Below are 25,137 nucleotides of genomic sequence, written 5' to 3'. Positions count from 1 at the left end.
CAATTGCCTCGCCGGAAACCCCGCCGGGGCTTTTTGTATAGGGAAGAATGTTTTAGTTTTCTTTTAGTGAGTCGGATGCTTGTCCGGCATCTTTCTTGTCTTTAGATGGCCTGTCGAAACCGCCGGCATCTTCAAAACGCTTTTGGTCTTCGGCCGACATGTGGGCGACTTTATCTGCAATTGTGAGTGCCATGAAACAGGCTGGCATAATACCTGAATCACACTTTTGGGAAAGGTCTTTTGCTATTTGGGCTAGAGCTTCCGGTGTTCTTGCGTAACCGCCTGCATTTTCGAACCGCAGCTTGTCTTCGGGCGTCATTGCTGCGACTGTGTCGATAAAAGAGAGGAATACGAAACAGGAACGGATGTCTCCTGATTCACATTTTTGCGAAAGCTCTTTGGCTTCTTGAGCTTTGGCTTCTGGATAGTTGTCGCTGGCACCAAGTGAGAATGCGGATACCGCAGCGAGTGCAACTGCGAAACGCCGAAATTTCATAAGATGCCCTTTGCCTGTATTACCGTTCCAGCCTGAAGTACACGGCCGCAAGCGGCGGGAGCTGGATGTTCAGGCTCCACTGCCTGTTCTGCCACGGGATGTCCTGCGTCCAGACTTCGCCGAAGTTTCCAACGTTAGAGCCACCGAACATGGCCGCATCCGTGTTGAAAATTTCTTTCCAGGCTCCGCGGGCGGGGGCGCCCAGGCGGTAGTCGTGACGCACGACCGGCGTGAAGTTGAACACGCACAGAATCTGGTTCCCGTGGTCGTCCTTGCGCACGAAACTTACGATGGAATTGTCCGCGTCGTCGCACCAGATCCACTCGAAACCGGTGTGGTAGTGGTCGATCTCCCAGAAGGGTGCGTTTTCCTTGTACAGGTGGTTGAGTGTCTTCATCATCTGCAGGAGCTTTCCGTGGCTGTCCCAGCTGATGAGGTGCCAGTCGAGCGACTGCTTCTCGTTCCATTCGCGCCACTGCCCGAACTCGTTGCCCATGAAGTTGAGTTTTTTGCCCGGGTGCGCGTACTGGAAGGCGTAGGTGAGGCGGAGGTTCGCGAACTGCTGCCAGTTGTCGCCCGGCATCTTGCGGAGCATGGAGCCCTTGCCGTGAACCACTTCGTCGTGGCTGAACACCTGGATGAAGTTCTCGCTGTAGGCGTACATCATGCTGAAGGTCAGCTGGTTGTGGTGGTACTTGCGGTGGATGGGTTCGTGCTCGATGTAACTCAAAAAGTCGTTCATCCAGCCCATGTTCCACTTGTAGTGGAATCCGAGGCCGCCCTGCTCCGGCGGGCGCGTGATGGAGGGGAAGCTCGTGGATTCTTCGGCAATCAGGATGGCGTGCGGCGTGAGGCGGCCCATGATGCTGTTCAGGTGCTTCAGGAACTCGATGGTATCGTAGTTGATGTTGCCGCCGTCCTTGTTCGGCACCCACTGGCCGGGGCCCTTGCCGTAGTCGAGGTAGAGCATGGAGGCCACGGCGTCGACGCGCAGGCCGTCGCAGTGGAATTCCTTGAGCCAGTACATCGCGTTTGCGATAAGGAAGTTCTTGACCTCGTTGCGGCCCAGGTTAAAGATGTAGGTGCCCCAGTGCGGGTGTTCGCCCTGGCGCGGGTCGGCGTGCTCGTAGCAGGCGGTGCCGTCAAAGCGGCCGAGCGCGTGTGCATCCTTCGGGAAGTGCGCCGGCACCCAGTCGAGAATCACGCCAATTTCGTTCTGGTGGCAAAGGTCCACAAAGTGGCGGAACTGGTCGGGCGTGCCGTAACGGCTTGTGGGGGAGTAGTAACCGGTCACCTGGTAGCCCCAAGATTCATCGAGCGGGTGTTCCGCCAGCGGCAAGAATTCCACGTGCGTGTAGCCCATCTCCTTCAGGTAGGGGATGAGGCGTTCGGAAAGTTCGTCCCAGTTGAGGAAGCGGTCGGGGTTCGCGGGGTCGCGCCTCCAGGAACCGGCGTGCACCTCGTAGATGTTCATGGGGCTGCCGAAGACCTTGGTGGCCCAGTGCGTCTTCATGTAGAGTTCGTCGCCCCATTCGTAGCCGTCGAGGTGGGTCGTGATGGAGGCTGTTGCCGGGCGGACTTCCGCAAGCTTTGCGAGCGGGTCGATCTTTACGTGCAGGTTTCCGTCTGCGCCATGGATTTCAAAACGGTAGAGTTCGTTTTCGCCGAGGTTCGGGATGAATATTTCCCAGATTCCGGAGCTGCCGAGCATGCGCATCTGGTGGCGGCGTCCGTCCCAGCTGTTGAAGTTGCCCACGACGGAAACTGCGTGCGCGTTCGGGGCCCAGACGGCGAACTGCACGCCCTTGAATCCCTGGTGTTCCACGAGGTTCGCGCCCAGTTTGCGGTAGAGTTCGTAGTGCGTGCCGGTCGAAATCAGGTGGCGGTCAAATTCGGTAAGTACGGGCTGGAAGGCGTACGGGTCGGTGAGCGTGTACTCGATGCCGTCGCCCTGCTTGATAATCAGGTTGTAGAAGAACGGCTCGTAGTCCATGTCGAGGATGGCCTCGAAGAACCCGGTGTCGCCGAGCTTCATGAAGTCGAATTCCACTTCGCCATCGCAGGATTCACCGCGGATGTAGGCAGCCTGCGGTTGGTATGTGCGGATGACCGTCTTGATACCCTTGTCCGTCTCGAGCGGGTGGATGCCCAAAATAGAGAACGGGTCCTTCGTCTTGAAGTCCCAGATAGCCTGCATGTCTTCGGCAGAAAGGCTCGTAAAGTCGTTCCAATCCATAATATCTCTCTTTTTAGTTTTTTCAAGGAATATATATAAAAAATACGGAGGACAAATTACGGGATGGCAAAAAAAATAGTCTAAACGGGAATTGCAACGGCCCGTTGAATATTCCCTGCGCTGGGCGGAAACTTTTCTAGATTGTGGGTACCGGAGGTTTTTATGGCTATTGCGATGGAAGATACGGTAAATCCGATGCAGTTCACGCAGGTGTTCAAGGTGACACCCGAGATGATTGACGACAACCACCATTTTAACAACGTGTGGTCGGTCAAGTGGATACAGGATATCGCGATTGCCCATTCCGATTCCGTCGGCGGTACGGCCCTCATGAAGAGCGTGGGCGCCGGCTGGATGATCCATGTGCAGCACGTGGAATATAAGAACCAGGCTTTTCTAGGCGATGAAATTCGCGGGACGACGTGGGTGGCTGCGTACGGCCGTGTGGCGAGTCTGCGCAAGTGCAGGTTCGAGCGTGTGTCCGACGGCAAGGTGATTTTCGAATCCGAGACGCAGTGGGTGCTCGTGGACATGAACCGCGGCCGTCCCATGGCCATCACCGACGAGATGAAGAAGCTGTACGTCGAAGGGACGTAGGCGTTACCCTAGAATCTTCTTTGCGATCCGCTGGATTTTGGCGCGGAGGCTCTTGTCGCTAGCCTTGTGGTAGGGCGGGTACAGGAATGATAGCGGGTCGAATGCGCCCTGGTGCATCACGTTGCGTTCGTGGCTGAACGTCTTGAACCCGTAAATCCCGTGATAGTTGCCGGTGCCGCTCATGCCCACGCCCCCGAAGGGCACGGAGAGGTTCTCGATTTGCAAGATGCAGTGGTTCACGCAGGTGGAACCCGAGGTTGTTTTGCGTAGTACGCGGTCAATCGCCTTCTCGTTGCGCCCGAAGATGTAAAGTGCGAGCGGTTTCGGGCGGCTCTGTATGAATGCAATAGTTTCTTCGAGCGAATCGCAGGTGACAATCGGGAGGATTGGCCCGAAAATTTCGCTCTTCATGATATCCATTTCGGGCGTGACGCCGGTAAGTACGGTCGCGGGCGTGTACCTGCCCGCGATATCGCAATAATCTGCCCCGCCGATGGGTGCCATCGCGCCTTTTGTAATCGCATCTTCGATAAGCGCCTTGTGGCGTTCAGCGGCGTGGCTTTCGACGATGTGAACGAAGTTCTCGCATGCTTTGCGGGCTTCTTCCGTCTCGCCATACATCTGTTTTATGTTGTCTGCAATCGCGTCGGCGAGCGGTTGCACGAGATTGCGCGGGCACAGCACGTAGTCCGGCGCAATGCAGGTCTGGCCTGCGTTCACGCACTTGCCCCAGGCGATTTTCTTGGCGGCGTCTGCAATCTTCACATCGTCGAGGATGACTACGGGAGACTTGCCGCCAAGTTCGAGCGTGACTCCGGCGTGGACTTTTGCGGCGCATTCCGCGACATGCGCGCCGACCTTAGGGCTACCCGTAAAGAACACGTGGTCGAAGGGAAGAGCAAGCAGCTTGTCTCCGATTTCCGCTCCGGCGCCCTGCACGACGGCGACCTCGTTTTGCTCGAACACACCTGCGATAAGCGATTCGAGAAACGCGGCTACATGCGGAGTCTTGTGGCTCGGTTTCGCGATGATGACGTTCCCTGCGGCAATGGCTGCGGCGATGGGGGAGATGAACAGCAGGAAGGGGTAGTTCCACGGCGCCATGATGAGCACGCGGCCCTTCGGTTCAAAATGGCTTACGCTCCGGTTGAGCGGGAACATCCAGCTCCAGCTGGCGGGCTTGTCTTCCATCCAGTCGGGGAGGCGTGCAATCGCGTCGTCGATTTCTGCGAGCGCGGGGAAGATTTCGCAGAGCCACGCCTCGGGCTGTGGCTTGTGGAAGTCTTCCCACACGGCGTCGTAGAATTCCTGCTGGCGCTCTACAATCGCCTTGCGGAGTGAGCGCAACTTCACGATACGCTCTTTTGCGGTCGTGTTCGCGACTGCCCAACGCTGTGTGCCCTGAGCCTCGAAAATTTCTTCTAGAGATTTCATCGCTAGATATTATAGTAAAAGGCCGCGACGTTGTGGCTGCATTAGCCTACGCTGTGTTCGAGCTTGAGCGTCAGCAACTGCCTTGCCTCGGTCGCGAATTCGCCGGGGAGTTCCTTGAACACGTCCTTGCAGAATCCTCCCACCATCGCCTGTATTGCGTCTTCGCGCTTGATGCCGCGGCTTTCGAAATAGAAAAGCTGGTCTTCGCTGATGCGGCTGGTCGTCGCTTCGTGTTCCGTGGTGGAACTTGCGTTTGCGACAGTGATGTAGGGGAACGTGTGGGCTGCACTCTTGTCGCCCACTAGCATGCTGTCGCACTGGGTGTAGTTGCGGGCGCCTGTGGCGGACTTGCGGATGCTCACTTCGCCGCGGTAGGCGTTGCTGGAGCAGTCGGCGCTGATGCCCTTCGAAATGATGGTACTCTTGGTGTTCTTGCCGATGTGGATCATCTTGGTGCCGGTGTCGGCTTGCATGTGCCCGTTGGTGAGGGCCACGCTGTAGAATTCTCCCACGGAATTGTCGCCCAGCAGCACGCAGCTCGGGTACTTCCAAGTGATGGCGGAACCTGTTTCGACCTGCGTCCAGCTGATTCGGCTGTTCTTGCCGGCACACTTGCCGCGCTTGGTGACGAAGTTGTACACGCCGCCGGCTCCCGTCTCGCGGTCGCCTGCGTACCAGTTCTGCACGGTCGAATATTTAATCGAAGCGTTGTCCTTCGCCACCAGTTCCACGATGGCGCTGTGCAGTTGTTTGCTCGAATATTCCGGCGCAGTGCAACCTTCGAGGTAGCTCACGCTGGCGCCCTCGTCGGCGATAATCAATGTGCGTTCGAATTGGCCCGCTTCCTTGTTGTTGATGCGGAAGTAGGTGGAAAGGTCCATGGGGCACTTGACTCCGGGCGGAATGTAGACGAAACTTCCGTCGCCAAACACCGCGCTGTTGAGTGCCGCAAAGTAGTTGTCGCCTGCGGGCACCACGCTTCCCAGGTATTCCTCGATGAGTTCGGGGTATTCCTTGATGGCGTCGCTGATGCTGCAGAACAAAATGCCCATTTCCATGAGCTTGCGCTTGTGGCTGGTGTATATGCTCACCGAGTCAAAGACCGCGTCCACGGCCACGTTGGCAAGTCGCTTCTGTTCGTCCAGCGGAATGCCGAGCTTTTCGAAGGTCGCGAGCAACTCAGGGTCCACGTCTTCAATCTTTTCGTGGCTCTTCTTGGTCTTCGGGGCGGAGTAGTAGACGATGTCCTGCAGGTCCACTGGCGGAAAACTCAGCTCGCCCCAGTTCGGCTGCTCCATTTGCTGGAGCTTTTCATAGGCTTTTAGTCGGAAATCGAGCATAAACTGCGGTTCGCCGCGGAGCTTGGAGGCTCTTCGGATGACATCTTCGTTCAGGCCCTTCTCGAAGGCCTCGTTCTCGATATCCGTCACGAATCCGTATTTGTAGTTTTCGCTCATTTTGACCTGTTTGCCTAAAAATGCGACACAAATATAGTATATTTTAGGAAATATGAGTGAAAAACGCGAAGGTTTTGGATCTAGACTGGGCTTCATCCTGGTGGCCGCGGGGTGTGCAATCGGGCTCGGTAACGTGTGGAGGTTCCCGTTTATCACGGGGCAGTATGGCGGTGCCGCCTTCATCTTAATTTATCTGCTGTTCTTGCTGATTTTCGGGTTCCCGATTCTGGTGATGGAATTTACCGTGGGTCGCGCAGCCCAGCGGGGGGTAGGCAGGGCTTTCAATGTGCTTGAAAAGCCTGGCCACAAGTGGCACTATGCGGGTATCCCGATGATTGTGGGGAACTACCTGCTCATGATGTTCTACACGACGGTCACGGGCTGGATGCTCTATTACTTCTACCGTATGGTTACGATGGGCGACCTCATGGGAATGACGCCTGAACAGGTTGGTGCCGCTTTCGGCGACATGCTCGGAAACGGGCCGCTTCTTTGCTTCTGGATGATTGTCGCGACATTCCTCGGGCTTTCCATCGTGGCGCTCGGCGTGAAACGCGGTGTGGAGGGCGTCACCAAGGTCATGATGGTCGCTCTTTTGTTCATAATGCTTTTGCTTGTGGTGCGTGTACTTACGCTCCCGGGCGCGGGAGAAGGGCTCGAATTCTATCTCAAGCCCGATTTTGCGAAACTGAAGGAGGCGGGGATCGGGAAGGTCATGTTTGCGGCGCTTGGTCAGAGTTTCTTTACGCTCAGCATCGGTATCGGGTCCATGGCCATTTTCGGAAGCTACATCGGTAAGACCCACAGCCTCCCGAAGGAGGCGGCGAACATCTGCGTGCTCGATACAGCGGTTGCGCTGCTCGCGGGCCTCATCATCATCCCGAGCTGCTTTGCTTTCGGCGTAAAACCCGGGGCGGGTCCCGGCCTCATTTTCGCGACGCTCCCGAATGTGTTCGCGCAGATGCCCGCGGGTCGTATTTGCGGAGCGGCGTTCTTCCTATTCCTCTCGTTTGCGGCACTCTCGACGCTTGTCGCCGTATTCGAAAACATTATCGCCTACTGGATTGACGCCCACGGCGTGGAACGCACGAAGGCGGTCCGCTGGAACTTTGTTGCCATAGTGCTGCTTTCTCTCCCGTGTGCGCTCGGGTTCAACGTGCTTTCCGGATTCGAACCTTTCGGTGCCGGGAGCTGCGTGCTCGACCTCGAAGATTTCCTCGTTTCCAATACGCTCCTGCCGCTGGGTTCGCTCGTGTTCGTGCTTTTCTGCAACCACAAGTTCGGCTGGAAACAGAAAAACTTCCTCACCGAGGCGAATTTCGGAAAGGGCTTCAATATACCCACGAATCCCGTGCTTTGCTTCTACTTTAAGTGGATTTTGCCCGCGGTAATCGTGTTTATCCTCGTCATGGGGTATATCGAGAAGTTCGCGCCGGGGCTTTACGCCAGAATTTTTGGCTAGACGGCGGTCTTAAATCTGGGCGAAAACTCTCGGAAGAGGGTTTTGTTATTACATTTTGGCAAAAATGAAGTAAATGGAGTGTAATCCATGGTTTTGAAGCGTATAATAGTTTTGGGCTCGCTTTTAACGTGTTTCGCGTTTGCCCAACAGGCAGATTCAACCTCCGGGGCTTCTGCGTCCGATGGCCAGGGTACCACGGTTTCCGTGTTCGTCAAAAGTCCCGAAGAAATCAGAAAATTGAAGGACGATCTCAAGAATTTGCAGATAATGGCTGGTGATTCGAATCCAGAAGTTGCTGCCCTCCTCAAGCGGGCGAACCGAATCGCCGAGATGAACGATCGTTGCTCGTCTGTTTCGTTGAACGACCTGCTCGATACGACCTGTGCTCAGTTCTATGAAGTGGAACTCCCTACGTTTGAAAATGACTATATGGAATTGACCGGTGAGGTTCGACTCGGTTCTATGCGCATGGCGACGACTTTCGAAGAGCGAATTCGCCAGCTAGCTAGTTGTTCCGAGGCACTCACGAGCATTGTTATAAGCAGAGACCAGTTGCTTCGCTTGCGAGGGAACGTCTATCTGGAACCCATCAACTATGATGGCGATTTCGATGCGGAATACGATTTTAAACTTTTGTATGATTCCGTCCGCGTAAGCCAGCAGCAGAGGCTTGCGAACTTGTGGATTGAAAAGTGCGGCCCCATTGTTTTGCGCCAGTCGGGCAAGGAGTTCGCTCCGATGTTCGCTGCGACGTTGAAAGTGAAAAATGACTCCTTGAACAAGGCCGGGTCAAACGTGAAGTTCGCGATGAGTCAGAAGAACCTATCGCTGCGCGTGGATATGCGTCGTCCAGTGCATGGGGCCTACTACTTGAACGGAGTGCGCCTGTTCGAGGCGACTGTTGGGGCTGACAAAAAACATTCGAATTTGTTTTTCGACATGAAGAACAAAAAGGCGGACCTCGTCCAGCCGAAGGATGCTGTGCTTCTGTCTTTTGAAGGTAAGCAGGTGTTCAAGAAACTCAAGAAAATGGAAATGGTGGGGCGCTGGGCTTGGGACTCCGAAAAGTTGCCCGATGAGGTAACGTTGGATGAATCGGAGCGGATGACGGCGGCCGATTCTGCTGCTTACATGCAGGGACTGGCCGAGCTCGAACGTGCACTCGCCGAAGATGAGGCTACGAAGGATGCGCAAAGTCAGTCGGCTGCTAATGCCGCTGATGCGGCGAAGGGGAATGCTTCCCAGAAATCCCGTATCCACTGGATTCCGCTTTCGATCTCTGCCGCCGTGGCGGTTGGCGGTGGCGTGATGGCGGCCGTGTTCAACAGCAAGGCCAAGTCAGCGAGCGAGGTGACGCCGGTAAATCCCGACGAGTATAACGAACAGCATGACAAAATTGAGAAAAACCAGACGCTGCGCAATGTAGGACTAGGCATCGCGGTGCTTGGTGTGGTTGGTGTCGGAGTGACATTCCTGTTCTAGGGAGGGCTAAATCATGACGAAAAGAAGTTCTATCGTAAAAATGGTGGCTATGTCCCTGGCTGTTCTGGGACTTGAGGCTTGTACAGACTACGTCGACAAGTACGAAAGCGATTTTAAGGAAGCCTATGGAAACGAGGAAGTGTTCAAGGCCAATCTCGACAAGGCGGATTGGGAATGGGCTTCTATCTGCGACACGGGCGACTGGTTCTGGTGCGCCATTCAAGATGGCAAGTTTGTTAGTGAAGCGCAGACGGGAGCTAATTGGGAACAATTTTCGTCTGGTTCGGCGAGGTTGATCTTTGCGGGTAAGGATGGTCGGGCCTATGATTTTACGACGGATATCTTGCCGGAGGACCTCACTCCGTTCATCCGTCTGAATGGCGGTATTTCTATCAAGCTGGAAAATGCTTCGAAAGGTTCCAATGCGGGTGTTGGCATTTCGCTGGACGGTTTCAAGGCCGACGAAAGTTCCGCGATTGTTCTTGCATACGGGAACGAATACCCGGGTGCAAAGCTCTGCCTTAGGGATGTGGTTAAGGATGGGGTGAATAGCGAATGGTGCTGGACACTTGAACAGGGTGGCGTGACAGCGCAGACGTTTGATTACAAGGACTTGAAGTACTCGATGGGTGAAGAGGACCTGGATACATTCATCGGGAATGTTGATTATGTTGCTGTAGTGTTGACAGAAGATGTGGAAGTCAAGAATGGGCTTACCGTTGTTGCGGTTGGTTTCAGCGGAAAGGGGTTGGCAGCGTCCTCAAGTTCAAACACCGCGAAACCATCCAGTTCAAGTTCGGTGAAACCCAGCAGCAGTGCGGAATCTGGTTCCGAAAACACAAGTGGATTCCTCTGGAAAGGATCTGATAAATCAAATGTCGTGAAAACAGATGTTGGTAGCGCGAAATGGACGACTAAACTCGATGACACGGATGGTGGCTCTACTGCCATCACCGAACCGCAAGGAAACCCTTATGATACGTGCAATGGTTTTTGTGGCCTTGTAAAGTATGGTGGCGCTGAGGGCAATGTCGTTTATCCGTGGGCACAAGTGCTCTTTGATCTGGATAGCAAGGGAGGGACGCATGATGTGTCTTCTTGGGAAGGTCTCTGTATTGCCTTCAACATGGACAAGGAAGCGACGTTGTTGCTGCAGCCTGCAGACGCATCCGATTACGGTTTCAATGTGCCTGCCGTTAAACTCTTGACTCCGGAAACTGGGAAGCAGTATAGGGTGCAGAACTTCAAGTGGGAGGATTTCGAGCAGGAGAGCGGATGGGGCAATGAAAACAAAATTACGGGAGGGGAGGTCGCCAAGGCTCTCAAGTCCATTGCTATCCAATTCAACGGAAATCCCTATCAAAGTCATTTCTTCAATATTTACCAGATCGGAAGCTATGGACGTTGTAACGTGCCGCCCGATACGGTAGAGGCAAAAGATATCGGTGTGGATTATTTTAAAGAGCTTAGCAAGGTCAGTGCTTTAGATTACTTGAACCCGGATATTAAATATGATTCCGTCCAGGATTCCCGTGACGGCAAATGGTACAGGACGATTGAGAAAGGTGGTCTGACCTGGATGGCGCAGAACTTGAATTATGAGTCCGAGGGTAGCTATTGCTATGATGACAAAGAAGATTATTGTGACAAGTTTGGCCGCCTTTACAAGAGGAATGTGGCCTTGAATGCCTGCCCTAGCGGTTGGCGCTTGGCTAGAAAGGCAGACTGGGATTCTCTATGGGGGCCGTATGCCAGCATCGCCGGAAACTCATTGAAATCCATGGTGGGGTGGAGCGAAATAAGGGAAGACCAGTATAATGCAGGTTTTTCTGCTGTCGCTGCTGGATATAGAAAAGACACGGGAGAACACATTTCGAAAGAGGATTATGCGTTTTTCTGGAGTTCATCGGTGAATGAAAACGGAAAACCATATTATGTTTATTTGGCCTATGATAGTGATGCTGCTACAGTAGGAAATGTTTCACGCGGTTCTGAAATTGCGCTTTCCGTCCGTTGTGTCAAGCAGGAAGTTGATAACGAAGGTTGCGAGGACACGGATTTGTGGTGCAAGAATACGTCATACCGTGTAAAGACAGGAATAGATGCCGGTAGCGGTAATTCCGGATACTGGAAGGTTGAAATCGACCAGGAAGAAGGTGGTGAATCGATCGTTGAATGGCCCGTTGAGTACAATGCGCGTGAGGAATTTAGTGCTGTTGTTGACTATTGCAAGGGCCTGTGCGGAACAGTGAAATTGGCGAGGGGCGAGATGCCGGATGGTTATAATCCTTGGGTCATGCTCACGTTCGATATTGCGGGATCCCCGGATGGGTCTGACAACAAGGTCCCGGTTGACGTGTCTGGCTGGGGTGGGCTCTGCATTACCTATACGTCAGATTCTTCGGCTATGCTGGAAATGGATTTTGATTTGTTGAAGAATTCCTATCTTTGGTATAACAAGCCGTTTGTCGAATTGTCCGCTTCGAAGACAGAAAGAAGGCAATGTTTTGAATGGACCGAATTTCAGCAGTTGGATTTGGGTGGAAAAGTCCTGTCTGGCCCGGATGGCGCAAAGAGCCTGCATTCCATTGATATAAAGTTTAGAGCGCCCAAGGGAAGCCCGAACTTCAACATCATCCGTCTGGAAAAGTACAAAAAGGCAGGAAAAGCCACATTATCTACTTTTGGCATGATTAAGGATTTGCGTGATAACAATTACTATAGGACTGTGGAAATTGCTGATTTGGTCTGGATGCGTGATAACCTTCGCTTTAAAACCTCGAATGCGGTCTATTTCAACGGAGATGATAAATATAAAGACTTAGGGTATTTCTACAATATTACGGAAGCCTTGAATGCATGTCCGGAAGGCTGGAGGATTCCCACGAACGATGAATGGCGCAAGGCGATTAAAGCGTCTGGAGGCGATCCGAACTCGATTTCTGCGGGAAAAATGATGGACACCTTGGATATGCACGATAATTCTGGCTATTATTGGGGTAATCAAGGCAAATGGTATACCGATGGGGTCGCTTTCTGGTCGAGTACCGAAAAAGAGGCGGATGTGTATGTCGTGCCGTATTTTGGTAATGGCACATACAATGGGACGAATTCGACGGGTGGTTTGAGTGATTTGAACAATGTCCGTTGTGTTCGTAAGGAATGGTACAGTCCGCTTACTAATTCGTTTAAGGATGAACGCGACGGCCAGGTCTATAAGACGGTCGTTGTTAATGGCAAAGTTTGGATGGGGGAGAATCTCAAGTACCAAACGGGCGAGGCTATTTTCTATAGGGACAGCGCTTCATATTCCGATAGGGGCTATTATTACACCTATACGGAGGTCAAGGATGCGTGCCCCGCAGGTTGGCAGCTGCCGACAAAGAGCGAATGGGAGGCGGCTGTCAATAGCGCAGTGAGTATAAAGGCGTTTGTGGATACGATGGGTATTGTAGATGGCCAGGGGTATTATATGTATGCTAATAGGAATCAAGAAAATCAGGGGTGGTATGAGGAAGGAACGACATTTTGGTCGTCGTCACCTCTTAATTCAGGGCACATGACTCCTTATTTCAGTGGATTCGCCTATTATCGCGACGATACGTATTCTGGAAATGCGGATCGGAACCTTGCCCGCTGTATCATGAAATAAGGGCGGATTTTTGGTGTAAAACCTTTTTGCAATTGCCAAAAAAACGGCTTTTTGGCCGTTTTTTGCGTTTTTGAGCAAAAATGAATCTGCAGTTGTGTCTACAGTTATCACAAAATGTAGACTTTTAATTGTAATTATTTTTCTTAAAAAACTAAAAATTTAAAAAATTTACAAAGTTTTGTAGACTTTTTATTTTCAAATGAATTATATTTAGGAAAGGGAAAACGGCGCGTTGTCCGTGGGCAACGGATTCATGCGCCCGAAAGCCTGTTTGTGATGCGTTTTGTATAGTTTATGTGTATGGGTGCTTTGCTTTATTTTGTTTAGAATATATATTAGGAACGGTGGGATGTGGTGTCCGGGCTGTTCCGTCTCTTAAAACTTGGAGAAAAGTATGGTGATTGGTTTCAGAACTACGGCCCTGCTTGCTTGTGCGGCAACTGTTTTCGGGCTTGCACAACCTTCCTTCGCGGCGACCCGCCAGATGGAAAAGCTTTCGCGTGGCCTTGCGGTTGCGAATACGGGTAAGGGAATGCTCGTGAGCTGGCGCCTTTTGGGTACAGATGACCCCGCGACGGAATTCAACCTCTACCGCGATGGCGAGAAGATCGCTTCCGTCGGTAAGACGGGTGGCACGAACTACCTGGACGCCGCCGGAAAGACGACTTCCAAGTATACGGTTGCCGCCGTGGTGAACGGTAAGGAAGGCAAGGCGGAAGGTGCGCTTATAGTCCTGGACCAGAACAGCAAGGGGTTTCCGTACAAGACCATCAAGGGACTCAATGTTCCCAAGGACCAGACGATGCCGGATGGTTCCACATGCAGCTACAGCCCCAACGACATGAGCGTGGGCGACCTGGATGGCGATGGCGAACTGGATTTGGTTCTCAAATGGGATCCGAACAATTCCAAGGACAATTCCCAGTCGGGTTACACGGGTACCGTGTTTATTGACGGCTTGAAGATGGACGGGACCCTCCTGTGGCGTATCGACCTGGGCAAGAATATCCGTGCCGGCGCCCATTACACGCAGTTCATGGTCTACGACCTGGATGGTGACGGTATTGCCGAAATCGTGATGAAAACCTCCGACGGCACTGTCGACGGCAAGGGCAAGGTCATTGGCGACGGTTCCAAGGATTACCGCTCCTCTTCGGGAACGATCATGACCGGTAACGAGTTCCTGACGGTGTTCAAGGGAAATACCGGCGAGGCCATCCATACGATTAACTATTGGCCTGCCCGCGGAAAGATTTCGGGTGATAACTATGGAAACCGCGATAACCGTATGCTGGCGGCGATTGCCTACCTGGACGGGGTTCACCCGAGTGTCATTATGAGCCGCGGTTACTATACCGAATTCTTTGTGGCCGCCTATGACTTTGACGGCAAGGAACTCAAGACCCGCTGGCAGCACAGTTCCGACAAGAAGGGGCAGGGACTTTACGGCGAAGGCAACCACAACCTTTCCGTTGGCGACCTGGATGGCGACGGCTTTGACGAAATCGTTATGGGGGCTGCTGCACTCAATCATGACGGAACGCTCCGATACCGTACTGGTTTTGGCCATGGCGATGCGATGCATCTTTCTGATATGGATCCTGACCATCCGGGTTTGGAAGTCTATGATGTTCACGAAGAAACCACCAACAAGTACAGCGAAGAGTTCCGGGACAAGGAAGGCAATGTGGTGTGGGGAACGTTGCAAAGTACATTGAAATGTAAGGATAAAAACGGAAACGAACATGTCGGTTGCGATAACGGTCGTGGCATGGCGGCCGATGTCGATTCCACGAATCGCGGTTTTGAAATGTGGTCGGGAACCAGCGGAGGAATCCGAACGGTAACTGGAACGACGCTTTCGGCTACGGCTCCTTCGGTCAATTTCCGCATTTACTTTGACGGTGACTTACAGGATGAATTGCTGGATGCTACAGGCAGTGGCGGCAGCGGAGGAAAGATTGAAAAGTGGAATTCCAGCAAGAAAACCGTCGATCGCTACTTCAGCTTCTATGAAGTGAATAGCTCGACTCTGAACAACTACACCAAGGCGAATCCCTGCATTGTGGCCGATTTGTTCGGCGACTGGCGCGAAGAATTCATTGCGCGTTCCAGCACGGATCCTTCGACGATCACGATTTTCCAGACTCCCGTGACGACTCCGCACAGGCTCTACACGCTGATGCATGACCCGCAATACCGCGTGAGTGTCGCCTGGCAGAACGTTGCCTATAACCAGCCGCCCCACGCGAGCTATTACCTGCCCGACATGGTGAAGAACTTGAAGAAACCCGACATTTACATGCTTGGTACCGAAGGTGTCGCGGGCCTCGCTCCTTCTATTTCGAAGGTGGGCGATGGGCTTGAAAATCAGGGAATCCTGCTGGGAAATGCAATCGAGAGCTTTGGCTACAAGTTTATCGGCTGCGACGGCGTGAAGGTGACCGGGCTTCCGAAGGGCGTGACTGCGAAGGTGGATGGTTCGACCGTGACCATTTCAGGAACCCCGACCGAAGCGGGCGTATTTGCCTACACCGTCGTGACCGAAGGTGGCGAAGGCGATGCCGCATCTGCGAAGGGCGTGCTCTCTGTTGCCGCTCCGGGAAATGCTGAAGAAGTTGCAACGAAGAAGGAGGCCTCCAAGGTTGATGCTTCTACGCCCGATGCGGGAATCGGCTGGTCCGAGACGACCAATACGGGCTTTGTCGAGAAGGGATACTTCAACTTTGACAACTCTACTGCAAGCTACGGAACATGGAACCTGTATTCCGAACATGCCGCTTCAACTACCATCAGTATCCGCTTTGCAAACGGTGGCAGTGCCGCACGCGATATGGAACTTGTGGTGAACGGAGTCAAGGTAGGGACAGTCTCTATGGATGCGACCGGCGGCTGGACGACTTGGCTTACGACCGATGTGAAGATCGACTTGGTGAAGGGCCTCAATACGATTACGCTCAAGTCGACGACTGCTGACGGCGGCGCGAATGTGGATGTGTTCTACTTCGATATCGAAGGCGTGAGCGCCTATGCGGGCCAGGTCGACGAGCAGACCACGATAAAGCCTGTTGCTACATCTGTGCATGGCGTGGTGTTCAACCCCTCGACGGGCGTGCTCTTTACCCCGAAGGCGGGCTTTGCCGAAGTGTACCTGTACGACATGTCGGGCAACATGCGCCTGGCCGTGACGACAAGTGTTTCCGCTGGCGCGAATGGTGTCTCGCTGAATAGCGAACTGCTCCCGAAGGGCTTGTACGTGGTGAAGGTGAAACTCGACGGCAAGCTTGTCGCCGCAACGAGGATGGTAAAGTAATGGGCGCGTTCTCTAAAATCTGGCAGTCTGCCGTAATCGCCTCGATGCTTGCCGCTCCTGCGGTGCTTGCGAAAGTGACCATCTACATGTGTGGCGACTCCACCATGCAGGACTGGAACGAAGGCTACTATCCCAAGCAGGGGCAGGGCCAGGATTTCCATTTCTGGTTCGACCCGACCAAGGCGGCGGTGGTGAACCGTGGCCAGGGCGGCATGTCGCTTGGTGGCGGCGGTAAGGCCAAGGATGGCAGCACTGCTGTCGGTTATTATGACATGTTCTTCAAGAAGGGCTGTTCTGCCGGTAACTGCATTGCCGAAAAGTTGCAGGCGGGCGATTACGTCGTAATCCAGTTCGGAATCAATGACGTGAACTACAGTACCGAGGATTTCTTCGCTTCCAACATGAAGAAGATGGTGAGCGATGTCCGCGCGAAGGGTGCATACCCGATTATCATGAGCCCGATTCGCCGCCTGTATTACGATTCCCCGACGCAGATTCATAACAGCTACCGCGGTTATCCGGCGCTCAACAAGAGCCTCGCCGAAGAACTCAACGTGCCGTTTATCGACATGAGCGAGATGGTCGCGAACTACATGATTTCGGTGGGCGAGCAGTATGCGGCTCAGTTCATTTTCAACTATGCAACCAAGGCTGAATACAGCAACCTGGGCAGTGACCAGACGGATCAGGTGCATTTGCAGATGAACGGTGCAAACGTTTTCGGGCGTATCATTACCGAACAGATGCGTGCGCATACGGACCCGATTGTGAAAAAGCTCGGCGACTACATGGCGCCCATGTACCAGGTCGATGTCAAGGTGAGCCCCGAGGGTGCTGCCGATGCGACGTCTCTCGGTGCGTATTACCCGCAGGGAATGACAGTGATGCTCAAGACCATGCCGAAGAGCGGAAAGAAGTTCCTCGGCTGGTACGACGGTAACGGCAACAAGGTGGGTGCCCCGAGCCGCTCCAATGTGAAGTCTCCCTACATCCATACGTTCGTGATGGGCTCTGCCGCAACGCAATATACTGCGGTTTATGAGGGCGGTACGGCGCAGAAGTATACCGGTGACGGCAAGGCTTTGACGGCGTTCCCGACGACGACACCGAAGAGCCTTGACGATGTGACCTTTGTTCCGTTTACTCCGATTGAAGGTACCGAGCAGATTGATGTCGAGGTCGACAAGAACATCAAGAAGTTCTTCGATGCCTATAGCCCCGATACGGGCGTCGGCTACAAGGAAAACAACTGGACCGGCTTTATGGGCGATGGCTTCTTCAATCTCGAAAACTCGCAGACGTCTTTCGCTTCTTACAAGGTCAAGTTCCCGGCGGCGGGTTACGTGACTCTTGCCGTGCGCTACGCCAATGGCGGAAATACGGACCGCATGTTCAATGCCTATCTGGACCACGACTACCTCGTGAGTGCGCCGCCTACGGGTGCCTGGGACAAGTGGGATACGGCCTACGTGGTGATGGATGCCCCGCAGGGTGAAACGGAACTCAAGATTATGTCGCTTACGAGCGACGGAGCTCCGAACATTGATGCCTTCGGTTTCAGCCTTGCAGGCGTGTGCCGCGTGAGCGAGGGCTGCCCCGAAGTTCAGGATTCGACTAAGGATACGACTGATACGTCGATGACGGTTCTGCGCGGCGTGGCCGCAAATGCGGGAGTACAACTCCGTGGCAGCATGCTCTCTCTGGTGCGTGATGCCGACGTGAGCGTGTTCGACATGCGTGGCCGCCTGGTAATGCGCAAGACCGCTTCTGCGGGCGAAATGAATTTGTCTGAAACGGTGCGCACGGCGGGTCTTTACCGCGTCGTTGTCCGCTCGGGTAGCGAAAAGTTTGTCGCCACGTGGGCGAAGGTGAGGTAGATATGAAGGGAGTGTTTAAATTCCTCATCGCCGCTGCCGTGTTCGCGGGTGTCGCCGTGAGCGATTCTACGAGCTTTAAGGTCCACGTGATTGGCGACTCTACGGTCTGTAACTACAAGGACAATGCCTACCCGCAAACGGGCTGGGGGCAGATCCTGGGGAGTTTCTTTGACGGTTCCCGCGTTCAGGTGGTGAACTACGCTATCGGCGGTCGCAGTTCCAAGACGTTCGTGCAGGAAGGCCGCCTAGACGAGGTCAAGAAGAATCTCCAGAAGGGCGATATCATGATGGTCCAGTTCGGGCATAACGACCGCTATTTTGGAAGTAAAGCTCGCGAGGTCCCCTTTGATTCGCTTGGCTACTGGCTACAGCAGTATGCCGATGTGGCTAAAGGTGCGGGCGTTACCCTGGTATATGTGACCCCGATGAACATGAACATGGGGGCGAATGGCCGCAATATCTTTACTGAATACAACGTTGTTGGCAAGATGGAAGAACTCGCCAAGAAAAACGGCGCTATCTATGTGAACCTGAATGCCAAATCCTACAACGCCTACAGCAAGAGCTGGGACCCGGCGTATGTTTCCCGCTACCAGTTCAAGATGTTCCTGAAGGGAGAATACCCGAATTACCCGGATGGTGTCACTAACGATGGAACGACGCACTTCCAGGAGTCGGGCTCCATTGCTCACTGCCAGTGGATTGCCGAGGAACTTGAAAGCGCCCTGAAAAATGAATCGTACATCTCTGCCGACAACAGGGCGAACCTGACGCAGCTCGTGTCTGCCCTCAAGCCGCGTTATGCCTTTACGGTCAAGGCGAATATTTCGAACAGCAAGGGCCTCATTACGCATAACCAGCAACTCCCTGGCGGCGCTCCGCTTACTTTGCATGTGAGCCCCGGTAGCTTTGGCAAGAAGTTCGTTGGCTGGTACGATGACGACTGCAATAAGCTTTCTGCCGATTCGAACTACTACGGGAAAAAGACCCTCTACCGCGCTGCGACCTATACGGCTGTCTTTGATGGTGGGCCCGCTTGCCAGCCGACTTCGCACGGCGAAGAAAATTCTCTCGATAGCCCGACCTCTTCCAGCTCCGCTGGGCCTGAATCGTCGAGTTCGTTTGACCCGAAAATTTGTTTTGACGGTGTTGCCGACGAAGCCTGGCCTTCTCCGATTGACATGGCTAACCCCGAAGTGGGTGATGGCTGGACCGAGGCGAACCACGAAGGCTATACGGGCCAGGGATTCTTCAACTTTGACAATTCCGCCTACAGCACGGCTACTTACAATGTGACATCGGACCAGTCCGCATCGAACGCGCGTGTGATGATTCGCTACTCGTTCGTCGGAAATTCTGATCGAGACATGAAGGTGACTGTCGATAACGGTGAGTACGATGTGACATTCAAGTCTACCGGAAGCTGGGACAAGTGGGATACCGCTTACGTCGAGGACGTGTGGGTGGATGCGCTTGACTTTAAGGTGAAACTTGCCTCTGCCTCGGCAGATGGCGGACCGAATATCGACATGATTGCCTTCGACATCAAGGGCGTGTACCGCACCGGATGCAGCCCTGCGAAGGTGAAGGGCGATGTAGAATCGTCTTCGAGTGGAACGGATGCGATTGTGAAACGTCCGACGGATGTTCCTGCGGTTCGCGATGGCCATCGCTTCAATGCCCTCGGGCGCGCGGTTCCCGGCGAAAAAACGCATTCGAAACTTCCGAAGGGACGCTACTTCTCCAGATAGCTTTTTTGGGGTGATTCATTCCGCGGGGGTGTGGGATAAATCACTACAAAGAAATTTTTTTTTTGAAGTGTAGACTTTTTAAATATTCGAAATGTAGACGCTTTTGTTATATTTAAGGTGAAATGATCAATCTATTTGAGTATTTGAATTATCGCGAGTTTTTGCGCGACGCCTACGAGGAACGCCATGCGGGTGACTGGCGCTTTAGCCACCGTTATATTGCCGACAAGGCTGGTTTCGATGCGTCGATGTTCAACAAGATTTTACAGGGCAAGCGCAATTTGACCGCACGCCTCGTTTCTGTTTTTGCCGATATCTTCTGCTCCGATGCGCGAGAGAAATCTTATTTTGCCGACATGGTCGCCTTCAACCAGGCGAAAAACCATTCCGAAAGCAGGCAATACCTCGAAAAGCTTGTCGCCACCAAGGAATGCAAGGTGGAGAACGTGGCGAAAGACCAGTTCGAATACTTTGACCACTGGTACCATGCGGTCGTCCGTGAACTTGTGACTTTTTACCCCTATGTGGGCGACGATGCTGCGCTTGGTCTCATGGTGCGTCCGCCGATTACGGGCTCTCAGGTGCGTTCTTCCATCGCGCTTCTCGAACGCCTCTCGATGATTAAGAAGAATCCGGAGACCGGGTTCTACGAACAGACGCAGGGCCTGATTTCGAGCGGCTCGGAATCTTACAGTACGGCGGTGAATTCGTATATTCAGCAGAACCTGAACGTGGCGCAAGATGCGATGGACCGCTTTGGCCGTGGCGAACGCAATCTTTCGACGCTCGCTTTTGCCTGCGACGAGTCGACATATAGCGAACTGGTAGAAATGGTCCGTCGCTTCCGTCGCGAAGTCTTGGCGAAGGTTGGCCAGTGCGAAAAGCCGAATCGGGTCTTCCAGCTCGGGATGCAGCTGTTCCCGCTTTCGGACCCGTATCCGCCTCCCAAGCGCAGGGGTCGCAAGCGCCGTATAGCGGGGCTCGATGCCGCTGCGGGTGAAAATGCAAAAGGGGTCGTGAAAGACGGTGATGTGGAGGGTTCGGATGAGGCTTAGTTTATCTAAAGTTTGCAAAGCGCTCTCGGCCGGACTCTCGGCCTTGCTGGGCGCGGGTCTGGTTTCGGCCTGTAGCAACGACGGGAAGGTTGCGGGCGGAACCGAGGCGGAATCTACATTCGCCCTGCAGGTGCAGCTTGCCGACGGGTCTCCTGCCCCTAAAGCGCGGATTCGCATGCTCCCCGGCGATTTCCTGAGCGATGGCGAAATTTCTGCCGAGTGGATGGAATCCGATGCGGACGGCTTCGTGGAAATGGCTGCGGAACCGGGGGCCTACGCGGTTGAAGTCAGGAACGTGCGCGATTCCAGGGCTTCGGGCGCTGTGCTCAAATTTACGCTCGATTCGAACGATTCCAGAATCGATACGGTCCGGCTCGGAGAACTTTCGAGTATCGAAGGCTTCGTTTTCCTTGGCTCGGAAGCTCCTGTGATTCGCGTGGTGGGTCTCGACCGCTTCGTTGTTCCCGACAGCAGTGGACACTTTGTCATCGACTCGCTTCCGGCGGGAATTTTCGACATCCATGTAGCCGATGCCGCCGAAAAGAATTCTGCAACGCTCAGCTTTGTTCCGGGCGATACCTTGTATGTGGATTGCACGGATCCCGAATCCGAAATAAAGGTGTTCAAGAACCGTGAGCCGGTAGCGAGCAAGTATCCCGGGAAGGACTGGAGCGAACACGATGCGCTGCTTGCCCAGATGGAGGGCTATGCTGTCGGTACTCTGGGTGCTGCGGGCATTACCGATACCCTGGGGAACATCTCTAAGGCGGAAGGCGAAATCTGCATCGTCACCACGACGGAAGACTACCTGATTGTCGAGGACACGACGGAGGTGGATTCTGCGGGCAATGCGAAGACTTCTGCCGTAATCGCTCCGGGTTCGCTTCGCGACTGTGCCTATCGCGAAGGCCCCACGTGGATTCTTTTCGAGAAGAGCGGTACATACAACTTGCAGTCTCCGCTCCGCCTCAAGAACGACAAGACGTTCGACGGCCGCGGACGCGATGTGCGCTTTGCGGGCATGGGAATCCTTACCGAAACATCGAGCAACCTGATTTTCGAAAACATCACGTTTACGGCTCCCGCGATAACCGTGCTCGATACCAGCTCGCGCAGGGCGCTCTCGATTCACAACCGCTCGCATCACGTGTGGGTGGACCACTGCACCTTCGAGGAATACCCGCTGGTGGAACTCGACGTGAAGCGCGGCTCGCACAACGTGACCATATCCTGGTCGCGCTTCGAAAATGCGCAGACGGGCGTGCTCTTTGGACTTTCGGGCGATATCATCAAGGATACCGCGCAGAGCCTGACCGTGCATCACAGCTACTTTGCGGGCCTGAGCAGAGATGGTGTTCTCTCGCATGGCGGCGTGCTCCATGCCTACAGCAACTTCTTCGATGGTGTCGAGTTGTCTGGCGTGGTCTGTTCTGATTCTGCACGCTGCCTTGTCGAATCCAACGTTTTCAATAACGAGATGGCCGTGACGCTTTACCGCTGGTATAACGAAGACGGCTCTCCGGTAGATTCGACGGTCGGCTTTGTCGCGATGAAGGATAACCTGTTCACGGCGGGCGGCAAGCCCGTTGATGGCGATGCTCTCGGCTACAAGCCCGATTACGATTACAACGTCGATTTCGCCGATGCGGATAATGCGTGGATTGTCCGGACCGATAGCGGCGCCCAATAATTTGTTATAATTGCGCATAGGATGCTCAAAAAAAGGATTTGCCATGAAAAAGGGAATTCTAGCTTTTCTTGCGCTTGCTTTTGCATTTTCCGTTTCGTATGCGGGAGAACGCTACAGGGACCGCATGTTCGATGTCTCGTTCGAGAAGGATGTCGTCTACGCATCCGATGTCCCGCACCTTAACAAGGCGACTTCCATCACGCGCTTGATGATCGCGATGAAGGGGGCCGAAAGTGCGATTTATCTTTACGAAAATGAAACGGATATGGCTCCTGTCGAATTGCACATGGACGTCTATTCTCCCAAGGACGATTCCGAGAACAAGCGGGCCGCTGTCCTTGTGATGCATGGCGGAGCTTTTGCGGCGGGAAACAAGGCCGATATGGACCAGCAGTCTGTTACCTATTGCGATTCGCTTGCGGCTCGCGGCTTTGTGGCTATTTCGGTGCAGTATCGCCTGGGCATTGCCACGAAAATCGAAAACAAGGTCCTTTCCATCGACAGTCTCGATTTTTCGAGGTCGGTCTATCGCGGAATCCAGGACGTGCGTGCGGCGGTGCGCTATGTGCGTTCCAATGCCGATAAACTTGGAATCGACAAGGACCGCATCTATCTCCTGGGCAACAGCGCGGGGGCAATTTTGGCCCTTGAAAATATCTACATGGACAAGGCTTCCGAAATTCCGCCTGTTGCGCATGACTCTCCTGACCTGGGGGGCCTTAATCCTTTTGGTGTGGCGGGTGAGGAATCCGAGGCGAACGCCGTTATTGCTTTGTGGGGCGCTGTCCATGACCCCTCTATCATCGGGAATACCGAAACCCCCGTGTTGCTCGTTCACGGTACCGCCGATAGCACGGTGCTTTTCAAGACGGGGCGGCCGCTAAGGAATATCGCCGCGACTTTGGGTGTGAACATGGTGCAGATGTCGCTGGCCGGAATAGATTCCTTTGAAATTCAGACTCCTACCTTGTATGGAAGCTTTGTTATCGATTCCGTTCTCAAGGCAAAGAAAGTTGATCACGAGACATACTTTGTCGACGACATGCCGCACGAATTTTACGACGAGGACGACTACGATACGAAAGTGAAAGAAAAAGTGTTCGGCTTTCTTTATGGACTCACGCAGAAGCCTTCGACGGTGCGCGTGGTTGGAGTGTTGGCTTCGCAGGTGTCGAAGCTCCGTATGGGCGAGGGCAACCGCAGTTTCGTATACACGGGTTCCCGCAACGTCCAGTATGCGGTCACGGATTTGCGAGGCCGCATCGTGATGGACGGCTTTGCTTCGGCTGGCGAGGTGGTTGATTTGAACCGCCTCGACCGAGGCGTGTACGTGCTCCGCGTGAAGGGCGAACGTCCGCTGCGTTTCGGCCTCGTTAAGTAAATCTGATGGGGCTATGCCCCGGCGTCTTCCAAGCGTTTTACATGGCAATAAGCCAATTCCTTGGTCTTTTGTACTTTCGCTTCGCTCAAGTACCAAATGCTAGGCTCGGTCATGACCAAGTACACTTGGTCGCGACTCTCGCCTTACGCATTTGTCATCACGCACCAGCGGCTTCGAGTCTCGCTACGTGGCAGTATGCAAGCTCTTTGGTTTTTTCATCACGTAAATGCAGGCTGGAGCCTTCGCAGTAGCGCCAGTACTTGCAGGTCTTGCAGTCGCCAATTTTTGCCCAGCTGCGGTCGCGCATTACCTGGTAGCGGTTCTGCCACACGTCCCAGAGGTCGTCCTTGTAGATGTTGCCCTGGATGTAGTCGCCGCGCAGGCTCGGGCAAGCCGAGATGCTGCCGTCGCAAAGCACTGAAGAAACGTTCACGCCGGCTCGGCAGAAGAACGGGTAGTTGCGGGCATCTTTTTCGTAGCTGCCGAGGAACCCTTCGCAGCCGTAGTTCACGTTGATGACGTTCAGCTTCTTCACTTCACGGATAAAATCGAACACCTGGCGGAATTCCTGGTTCGTGAGCTGGAACAGCGGATTGTCCTTCGCGCGGCCCTTCGGGAACACCGTCGCGATACGCCAACGCTTCACGCCGATTTTCAGGAGGATGTCGAGAATCTTCGGGAGTTCCTTCAAGTTCTGGCGGTTTACGCAGGTCATCACGTCGAAGGTGAGGCCTTGCGTGTGGGCGGCCATGTCGATGGCACGGAGCGCGTTGTCGAAACTCGTGGGGGCACCGCGGAAATGGTTGTGGCTTTCCTTGAGGCCGTCGAGGCTAATCGTGAGCGAGCGGAGGCCTGCGTTCAGCAGCTTGGTGTAGCGTTCGGGGGTCATGGCAAGGCCGTTGCTGACCATTCCCCAGGGGTATCCGCGCTTCTTGATTTCCATGCCGCATTCTTCAAGGTCCTGGCGCATCAAGGGTTCGCCGCCGGTAATCACCACGATAAAGTGTTTGGGGTCAATGTGCGGGGCGAGTTTATCCAGCACGCCCATGAAGTCTTCGCGAGGCATGTCGGGGATGGCGTCCTTCACGCAGTCGCTACCGCAGTGCAGGCAGTGCAAGTTGCAGCGCAGCGTGCATTCCCAGAAAAAGTAAGTGAGGGGGTGCGCCTTGATTTCGTTGTGGCGGTAAAGGCGATAAGCTTCGAGAGCAAGTTTTTTCTTAAGAGAGAGTTGCATAAAAAGTGTGGAGTGTGAAA

At 53.9% G+C, this 25,137-nt stretch carries 15 protein-coding genes; 10 read left to right on the top strand and 5 right to left on the bottom strand.

Features of this window, described 5'->3' with window-relative positions; all coding sequences use genetic code 11:
- Nucleotides 1-52: 52 nt before the first annotated feature.
- Nucleotides 53-496, bottom strand: coding sequence for a hypothetical protein (locus B2952_RS01010; protein ID WP_290736179.1), 444 nt, complete (start codon nucleotides 494-496; stop codon nucleotides 53-55).
- Nucleotides 497-515: 19 nt separating this feature from the next.
- Complete coding sequence (gene glgB, locus B2952_RS01005; RefSeq protein ID WP_290736176.1) at nucleotides 516-2,732, bottom strand: 1,4-alpha-glucan branching protein GlgB; 2,217 nt, start codon at nucleotides 2,730-2,732, stop codon at nucleotides 516-518.
- A 162-nt stretch (nucleotides 2,733-2,894) separates the two neighbouring features.
- Here glgB and B2952_RS01000 point away from each other — a divergent pair, with 162 nt between their 5' ends.
- Nucleotides 2,895-3,329 (top strand): acyl-CoA thioesterase, encoded by a 435-nt coding sequence (locus tag B2952_RS01000; RefSeq protein WP_290728254.1) that lies wholly within the window; start codon nucleotides 2,895-2,897, stop codon nucleotides 3,327-3,329.
- A gap of 3 nt (nucleotides 3,330-3,332) precedes the next feature.
- Here the strand turns inward: B2952_RS01000 and B2952_RS00995 are convergent, their stop codons facing one another.
- Nucleotides 3,333-4,763: an aldehyde dehydrogenase family protein gene (locus tag B2952_RS00995; protein ID WP_290736173.1), complete on the bottom strand. Its 1,431-nt coding sequence runs from the start codon at nucleotides 4,761-4,763 to the stop codon at nucleotides 3,333-3,335.
- 41 nt (nucleotides 4,764-4,804) lie between these two features.
- Nucleotides 4,805-6,220: a Fe-S cluster assembly protein SufB gene (gene sufB / locus B2952_RS00990; protein WP_290736170.1), complete on the bottom strand. Its 1,416-nt coding sequence runs from the start codon at nucleotides 6,218-6,220 to the stop codon at nucleotides 4,805-4,807.
- Between the two features lie 52 nt (nucleotides 6,221-6,272).
- Between sufB and B2952_RS00985 the strand changes: the two genes are divergently transcribed.
- The 9 genes from B2952_RS00985 to B2952_RS00945 all read left to right on the top strand — a co-directional run bounded on the left by B2952_RS00985 (nucleotide 6,273) and on the right by B2952_RS00945 (nucleotide 23,883).
- Nucleotides 6,273-7,682 carry a sodium-dependent transporter gene (locus B2952_RS00985; protein WP_173382826.1) on the top strand — a complete coding sequence of 470 codons (1,410 nt, stop codon included), beginning with the start codon at nucleotides 6,273-6,275 and terminating at the stop codon, nucleotides 7,680-7,682.
- Between the two features lie 87 nt (nucleotides 7,683-7,769).
- Nucleotides 7,770-9,164 (top strand): hypothetical protein, encoded by a 1,395-nt coding sequence (locus B2952_RS00980; RefSeq protein WP_290728246.1) that lies wholly within the window; start codon nucleotides 7,770-7,772, stop codon nucleotides 9,162-9,164.
- 13 nt (nucleotides 9,165-9,177) lie between these two features.
- Entirely contained in the window at nucleotides 9,178-12,816 is a 3,639-nt protein-coding gene (locus tag B2952_RS00975; RefSeq protein ID WP_290736164.1) for an FISUMP domain-containing protein, read from the top strand.
- Nucleotides 12,817-13,210: 394 nt separating this feature from the next.
- Complete coding sequence (locus B2952_RS00970; protein ID WP_290736162.1) at nucleotides 13,211-16,129, top strand: carbohydrate-binding protein; 2,919 nt, start codon at nucleotides 13,211-13,213, stop codon at nucleotides 16,127-16,129.
- Nucleotides 16,129-18,006 carry a GDSL-type esterase/lipase family protein gene (locus tag B2952_RS00965; RefSeq protein ID WP_290736159.1) on the top strand — a complete coding sequence of 626 codons (1,878 nt, stop codon included), beginning with the start codon at nucleotides 16,129-16,131 and terminating at the stop codon, nucleotides 18,004-18,006. The genes B2952_RS00970 and B2952_RS00965 overlap by 1 nt, the downstream gene beginning before the upstream one ends.
- 2 nt (nucleotides 18,007-18,008) lie before the next feature.
- Entirely contained in the window at nucleotides 18,009-19,757 is a 1,749-nt protein-coding gene (locus tag B2952_RS00960) for an SGNH/GDSL hydrolase family protein (protein WP_290736156.1), read from the top strand.
- A gap of 122 nt (nucleotides 19,758-19,879) precedes the next feature.
- A complete protein-coding gene (locus B2952_RS00955; RefSeq protein WP_290736153.1) occupies nucleotides 19,880-20,812 on the top strand; it encodes a TIGR02147 family protein in 933 nt (310 codons plus the stop codon).
- A complete protein-coding gene (locus B2952_RS00950) occupies nucleotides 20,802-22,502 on the top strand; it encodes a right-handed parallel beta-helix repeat-containing protein (protein WP_290728235.1) in 1,701 nt (566 codons plus the stop codon). Before B2952_RS00955 ends, B2952_RS00950 begins: the two co-directional genes overlap by 11 nt.
- A gap of 43 nt (nucleotides 22,503-22,545) precedes the next feature.
- Nucleotides 22,546-23,883, top strand: a complete 1,338-nt coding sequence (locus tag B2952_RS00945) for a carboxylesterase family protein (protein WP_290736150.1) — start codon at nucleotides 22,546-22,548, stop codon at nucleotides 23,881-23,883.
- Between the two features lie 157 nt (nucleotides 23,884-24,040).
- Here the strand turns inward: B2952_RS00945 and B2952_RS00940 are convergent, their stop codons facing one another.
- Nucleotides 24,041-25,117 (bottom strand): TIGR04133 family radical SAM/SPASM protein, encoded by a 1,077-nt coding sequence (locus tag B2952_RS00940; protein ID WP_290736148.1) that lies wholly within the window; start codon nucleotides 25,115-25,117, stop codon nucleotides 24,041-24,043.
- Nucleotides 25,118-25,137 lie beyond the last annotated feature (20 nt).

The organism is Fibrobacter sp. UBA7003 (genome assembly GCA_002449765.1).
Classification (GTDB): domain Bacteria; phylum Fibrobacterota; class Fibrobacteria; order Fibrobacterales; family Fibrobacteraceae; genus Fibrobacter.
Note: the sequence above shows the minus strand (reverse complement) of the source record. Positions and strands in the feature narration are given on the sequence as shown.